Source organism: Synechococcus sp. R55.2 (assembly GCF_047462075.1).
In the GTDB taxonomy this organism is placed as follows: Bacteria; Cyanobacteriota; Cyanobacteriia; order Thermostichales; family Thermostichaceae; genus Thermostichus.
Genome location: NZ_JANSIH010000367.1, coordinates 1 through 3,272 on the forward strand (window position 1 = coordinate 1; position 3,272 = coordinate 3,272).

Annotated in this window: 4 protein-coding genes and 1 pseudogene; all 5 read right to left on the reverse strand. The window is 52.1% G+C overall.

Going from position 1 to position 3,272, the window contains the following annotated elements:
* Window positions 1-87 precede the first annotated feature (87 nt).
* On the reverse strand, window positions 88-972 hold the full coding sequence (locus NW838_RS11720; protein WP_414428086.1) for a BREX system ATP-binding domain-containing protein: 885 nt from the start codon (window positions 970-972) through the stop codon (window positions 88-90).
* 87 nt (window positions 973-1,059) lie between these two features.
* Window positions 1,060-1,347 (reverse strand): annotated as a pseudogene (locus tag NW838_RS11725) (BREX system ATP-binding domain-containing protein); the annotation flags it as partial.
* Between the two features lie 59 nt (window positions 1,348-1,406).
* The gene (locus NW838_RS11730; protein WP_414428084.1) at window positions 1,407-2,270 is read right to left on the reverse strand and encodes a hypothetical protein; all 864 of its coding nucleotides are present in this window, start codon (window positions 2,268-2,270) and stop codon (window positions 1,407-1,409) included.
* On the reverse strand, window positions 2,267-2,536 hold the full coding sequence (locus NW838_RS11735) for a hypothetical protein (RefSeq protein ID WP_238376915.1): 270 nt from the start codon (window positions 2,534-2,536) through the stop codon (window positions 2,267-2,269). Before NW838_RS11735 ends, NW838_RS11730 begins: the two co-directional genes overlap by 4 nt.
* 574 nt (window positions 2,537-3,110) lie before the next feature.
* The coding region (locus NW838_RS11740; protein ID WP_414428085.1) for an asparaginase at window positions 3,111-3,272 on the reverse strand (162 nt) is incomplete at its 5' end.

Sequence of the window (3,272 nt, forward strand, 5' to 3'; positions counted from 1 at the left end):
AACAAAGGCCAGAGCTCCAACCCCAATCCTTACCAAAACCCCTTCCAGCGCTGAGGCCTCTCAAAGCTAGTTAGGGATTGACTGGGCTTATTCTTCGTCCTCTTCCAACTCTGGAAGCTCCTCAGTTGGGGTAGACTTGATCGCCTCATCTTCTACAATCACAATTTCTGTATCGGGGCTGTAATACCGACGCACATCCCACTCCGTAATCCAGCGGCGAATAATTGACCGCACAGTGGTTGTGCTGTAGAGCTCAGGAAGCTGTGGCGGCGATGGGCGTACCCAATCGGGATAAGCTTTCTGGTAGAGATCCGCTACCCTATGCCACATGGATTGAATGGCCTCGCGGGCTTCTAAGCAGGAACAGAGAGGGGTAGCTTGGCTAATAGCCTCCATGCCGGCCTTTACGACTTCCTCAGACATATGCTTCTGGAGAGCTATCTTAGGTGCTTTCTCCCAATCTCCTTTTTCTTGTAGAATGACCCTCTCGAAATCGCGGGTTACTGCTCCTACGAAAACCAGCGGAGCTTTCTTTATTTCTTCAGGCAGGGTTGTTGTACCAAACAAGTGCCCAAGAACGCGGTACGACTTGACCCGCTGAAGAAGACTGTACTGGGCAATAAGCTCAATCTCATCCACCAAAACCACCAAGCCCCCAAACCCTATGGCCCGACATAGCTGGGCACAGAAGGCCAGGCGCTGCCAGTGTAGGCTTTCTGCAGGGGGTAGCTTGCCAATGGGATAAGCACCTGCCAAGCCGTGATCCCGTAGGCTTCGCCTTACCTCTGAGGACTTCAGAGTGGGCTCACCAGCCCAAAAGCGGACAATGGCGTCTAGCTTCTCGTCATCGCCTCCTAACCTTTGGTACAGAGCCAAGGTGGCCGGCCACCAGCCTGACCCAAACTGCCACTGGTTAACCCAAAGCTGGAACTTCTGGAAAGAAGGCGAGGAGTACTGTAGCCGGGCTGCCATGCCTTGGATCCCACGCTCAACCATGTCAGGGAGCTCGACCTGGGCAAGGAGGCGGGGAATCAGGCGATTGGGGTTACCGAGGGGCAACTCTTTGGAGACGACAACTAGGGAGGTGGCAAAATTATTCTTCCTTGCTCGCTCCTGCAGGGTTAGTAGAAGATGGGACTTGCCTGTCCCAAAATCCCCCTTTATCAGCATTCCTGCAGGGCCTGAACTAGCACCCTTGCACAGCTCTTGAAAACGCTCCTCAATCTGATACTGCCAAGAGCCAAGTTCTGCAACTGCGAACCGGTTAGGAACGCCATTTCGTAGGGCTTCAATGGCCCGCCTAGCTGCAATCGCTACATTCATAGAAGCTGCACCATAGCTGTGCATGGATTAGGCTTTTGAAGAGAAGAAACCTCATTCTCAATTCGAGTTTGCAAAGCTCGATATCAATGATAAGACAGACGCTCAGATTCAATAAACTCTGGAGGAGCTAAGAAAATTAACACAGTTTTTTCTAGTTCACTCTCCGCATCGATAAACTCACGCAAAGTCTCGTAGAGCTCAAGGATTTGTCGACTGGTAAAGTTAGGGCGTCCACTGGGGGTCCGCTCGTAGTAGTGAAGCAAGCTGACAAGGACTGCTACTAAGCCGGATCGTCGTGTAAATAGTCTTAAGAAAGAAAGTAGAATCTCTCGAGCATTTGTCCTGTCAATCTTTCGAAAAATAGCCGCTTCACGCACCCGGCTGATAGAGCTCAGCGTACCTTTAAGCCACTCTTGAATTGCAGAGCATAGACCTTCCAGAGTGCCTGGGCTTTGAAGGGGTTCGTAGACAAGTCGGACTATGGCTTTGCGAAAGTCAAGGGCTAGTGAGTAATCCAGAAAAATACCTCTCTTAATTTCCCGCTGAAACTCTAGTTTGATCTCACGGGCTTCAATCTGATAGAATTCGGCCAACTGCTCTAAAGTGCAGTCCTGCAGATCTAGCCTGGGAGGGTATCCAATTTTTTGGAGAATGTTGAAGCGCAGATCTTTGGCAAAAGTCTCCCAATCTACTCTCTGAGCAAGGGCAAACCAAAGCTGTTCGACTGAATGCAGCTTTAAGCACTCCTCTGTCAAATCAAAAATATGAAAGGAATACTGGTTAAGCTTTTCCAGCAGCGCTTTCCGCACCCAAGAGTAGGAATCTTTCGGAACAACGGCCAGCTTGACAGTGGCACCACCTTCAGGGATAAAAGAACGCAAGTAGTCTTCTTCCAGACAGCGCAGCCACAAATCAGGCTCTAGCCGACCCTGGCCCTCTTCGCTCATAGCTTCTCAAACTCCAAAAGATAGTAGGCGTGCTCCACCCCAGCTTCGTCTCGAATGCGGTAGTAGCGACCCGAGCGCGTGCCTGTAGACGCGGAGAAGATCAAGCGGTAGCCCTCCACATGGTTGGTGCCATTTCGATCCAAGAGGTAAAGATGCCGCGTAAACTCCACTTCGGTGTAGTCTGGGTTGTTGAGGTGGAGCACCTCGAAGACATCGCGAGCAGGTACTTGAAGAGAACGAGGCAGCTCTGCGCTTGACTTTCTCAAGTAACCCGCTGCAATTTTTGCCGCTTTCCAGATGCGTTCAAGAACTACCTCTGGATTAGTTTCTTTCCCTTTGGTCATTCTTGCTCGGAGAATCTTCTCTGCAATGGCACTGGGCCGTTGAGAGCGTAGAAGCTTGCGATCTATGCGCACTCCCTCCCTGGAAAAGCGCACTAAGGCGGGGAAAGCTACAAAGACATGGGGGCTTTCCGTAGGCAGCCAAGGCTGGCCGACTCGTTCTCCTACCTCGCTAGCAAGTTCTTCAAGAGAAGTTCTCTCCAAAACCTGCTGGGTTTGTTCAAGGGCTTGTCTTACCGTCTCCACCTGGGAAAGAGCCTCGCTGAGGACAGAGCTACAGCCTTGTAGCTGGCGGCTCAGGGCTGGAACTTGCCCTCCTTTACAAGCGACTTGGGCTTTCCCTGCGGTCTCCTTTGCTTTCTTAGTCAGGGCAAATAGCTTGCCTAGCTCGTCGTCAAGAGTCTTGAAGAGGGCTTCAATCATTAGTTTTTGGGCCTTTTCTTCGATAAAACTAGCATCACCAAGAGTTTGGGTGCAAGGCCTTCCCACCTCCGGCTCTTCAAGGCATGCGCAGCTCCCCTTCTACCTCGAGGCGGGTGTAGGGGCCGACGCGAAGGAAGCGCTCCCCCAGCATCTCGGCGGCGGCAGGCTGGATCCAGCCCATGCGCTGCAGCAGGTGCAAAGCCAGGGCATACTTGGCCCGGGCGGCTCCATCCTGGAC

Excerpts from the sequence above, each read along its gene's own strand:
- NW838_RS11720 (WP_414428086.1), bottom strand. The coding sequence starts at position 972 with ATGGCAGCCCGGCTACAGTACTCCTCGCCTTCTTTCCAGAAGTTCCAG.
- NW838_RS11730 (WP_414428084.1), bottom strand. The coding sequence starts at position 2,270 with ATGAGCGAAGAGGGCCAGGGTCGGCTAGAGCCTGATTTGTGGCTGCGC.